At 70.0% G+C, this 2,463-nt stretch carries 2 protein-coding genes and 1 pseudogene; 2 read left to right on the top strand and 1 reads right to left on the bottom strand.

The features are described 5' to 3' along the window. Both AC27VN_RS38855 and pxpA read left to right on the top strand, forming a co-directional pair. Positions 1-378: pseudogene (locus AC27VN_RS38855) on the top strand (5-oxoprolinase subunit C family protein); the annotation flags it as partial. 43 nt (positions 379-421) lie between these two features. Then, positions 422-1,159, top strand: a complete 738-nt coding sequence (gene pxpA / locus AC27VN_RS38850) for a 5-oxoprolinase subunit PxpA (RefSeq protein WP_398497831.1) — start codon at positions 422-424, stop codon at positions 1,157-1,159. 28 nt (positions 1,160-1,187) lie between these two features. Here the strand turns inward: pxpA and AC27VN_RS38845 are convergent, their stop codons facing one another. Further along, positions 1,188-2,132: a LysR family transcriptional regulator gene (locus AC27VN_RS38845; RefSeq protein WP_093347381.1), complete on the bottom strand. Its 945-nt coding sequence runs from the start codon at positions 2,130-2,132 to the stop codon at positions 1,188-1,190. Between the last annotated feature and the right edge of the window lie 331 nt (positions 2,133-2,463).

Raw genomic sequence — 2,463 nt, 5'->3', positions numbered from 1 at the left:
TGGGGCGAGCGCTGGCGCATCACGCCGCAGAGCAACCGCATGGGCAGCCGGCTCGCGAGCGCGAGCGGCGCCGAGCTGCGGCGCAAGCGCGCCACCGACATGCTGTCCTCGGGCGTGATCCCCGGCACGATCCAGGTGCCGCCCTCGGGCCAGCCGATCATCCTGATGGGCGACGCCCAGACCACCGGCGGCTATCCGCGCATCGGCGTGGTGATCCGCGCCGACCTCTGGAAGCTCGCGCAGGCGCCGCTCGACGGCAGCCTGCGGCTGGTGCCGGTCGATGCCGCCACCGCGCTGGAGGCCTGGGCCGCGCAGCAGCGCTATGTCGCGCAGGTGGTGCAAGGCCTCGCGGCGGCGGGCTGGCCGACCCCGGCATAGACTGCGGTCTTTCCATTCGCCGCATCGCTCCAGGAGTCCTCCCATGCACATCGACCTCAACGCGGACCTCGGCGAAGGCGCCGGCAGCGACGAAGCGCTGCTCGGGCTCGTGAGCTCGGCCAACATCGCCTGCGGCTGGCATGCGGGCGACCCGAAGACCATGCACCAGTGCGTGCGCTGGGCCGTCGCGCAGGGTGTGTCGATCGGGGCGCATCCCAGCTTTCCCGACCGCGAGAACTTCGGCCGCAGCACCATGCACCTGCCGCCCGACGAGATCGTCTCCAACGTGCTCTACCAGGTCGGCGCGCTCGCGGCCATCGTCAAGGCCGAGGGCGGCCGGCTCGCGCACGTGAAGGCGCACGGCCAGCTCTACAACCAGGCGGTGAAGGAGCCCGAACTCGCCGACGCGCTGTGCGAGGCCGTGCGTCGCTTCGATCCTTCGCTGAAGTTCTTCGGCCTCGCGGGCAGCGGCATGATCGACGCCGCGCGCCGCGCCGGCCTCGTGCCGGTGGAGGAAGTGTTCGCCGACCGCGGCTACATGCCCGACGGCAGCCTGGTGCCGCGCAGCCAGCCTGGCGCGCTGATCGAGGACGACGCCCAGGCCATCGCCCAGACCCTGGCCTTCGTGCGCGAGCGCCAGGTCAAGGCCATCGACGGCAGCATCGTGCCGGTCAATGCGCAGACCGTCTGCCTGCATGGCGACGGCGCGCATGCGCTGGCCTTCGCGCGCCGCATCCGCGAGCGGCTGCTGTCCGAAGGCATCGAGGTGCGCGCGGACTGACGAAGCCGCGCGACGGTGCATCCGCCGCTCAGGCGGGCAGTGCTTCCTCGCAGGCCAGCGCACTCACCCAGCGCGGCCCGATCTCCTCGCAGTAGTCGGCCACCACCGTGCGCGTGAGCCGCGCCACCGCCTGGACCGCGGGCGCCGTGCCCTCGGCATGCGCGAGGCTGATCGCCATCGGCGGCAGCGCGGGGCCGTCGCGCACCTCGAGCTCGCCGGCCGCCAGTTCCTGGCGCACGAACACCGGCGGGATCGCGGCCACGCCGAAGCCGCCCTTGGTCAGCTGGATGATCGACTGCACCGACGGAAAGCTGCACACGCGCGGCTCCGCGGCACGCCCCGCGAACAGCGCCTTCACGTGCGCGCGCGGGCCCGAGGTGCGCGAGAAGGTCAGAAGCGGCACCCGCTCGAGGTCCTCGAGCCGCAAGGTGCGCGCATGCGGCAGCAAGGTCGGGCGCGCCACCCAGCGCATCGGGAAGCTGCACAGCGGCAGCAGCACCGACTCGCCGCTGCGCGCGAGCTCGGAGACGTCGTCGTTCTGGATCAGCAGGTCGAACTTGCGCTGTCGGAACTGCTCGCGCAGGTTGTGCGCCGTATCGACCGTGATGTCCGGCTCGACCGCGGGCAGCCGCGCGCTCAGCAGGTGGATCAGCGGCGTGAGCCAGGTGTGGACGACGGTCTCGATCACGCCGATGCGCACGCGCCCCGAGGGCGGCGCATCGGGCTGCACCGAGCGCTTGAGCTGCTTCTCGAGCGCGAGGATCTGCTCGGCCTGCGCCACCACCTGCTCGCCGATGCGCGTGAGCCGCAGCGAGCGCTGGGAGCGGTCGACCAGTTGCACGCCAAGCTCTTCTTCCAGCGCCTCGATGCGCTTGGACACCGCGGCCTGGGTGGCGCAGAGCATCTGCGCCGTCTCTCGGAAGCTCTTGAGCCGGTCGAGCATGACCAGCGTTTCGAGGAAACGGGTGTTCATCTTCTGCCTCTCCCTGTACCGAGCATCGTTGAACTTTTGTTATCGGGTTGTTTAACAAAAACTCGTTCGACTCGATCAATTGCTCATGTTTTCATCAACTTGTCGCACACGTAAGCGGTGCAACCCGCCCCCCGGCGGCAGCTTCGGTCTCTGACCGAACGCTGCAGGAGCCGTGCCAGCGGGTTGCTGTTTTGTTTTTCGTTGCTGTCAGGTACTGGATCAGGGAGAGATCGAATGAAGAAAGCGAAGGCAAGGCGCGTCAGGATCGGTGCCGCCCTGGGGATTTGCGCGCTGGCGGTCGCCGGCTGCGGAGGCGGAGGTGGGGGCGGCG

This window comes from Variovorax sp. 20P10.2.4 (genome assembly GCF_058244205.1).
Note: the sequence above shows the minus strand (reverse complement) of the source record. Positions and strands in the feature narration are given on the sequence as shown.

What these genes read in the sequence shown, in the direction of transcription:
- pxpA (WP_398497831.1), top strand. Translation starts at nt 422, where the DNA reads ATGCACATCGACCTCAACGCGGACCTCGGCGAAGGCGCCGGCAGCGAC.
- AC27VN_RS38845 (WP_093347381.1), bottom strand. Translation starts at nt 2,132, where the DNA reads ATGAACACCCGTTTCCTCGAAACGCTGGTCATGCTCGACCGGCTCAAG.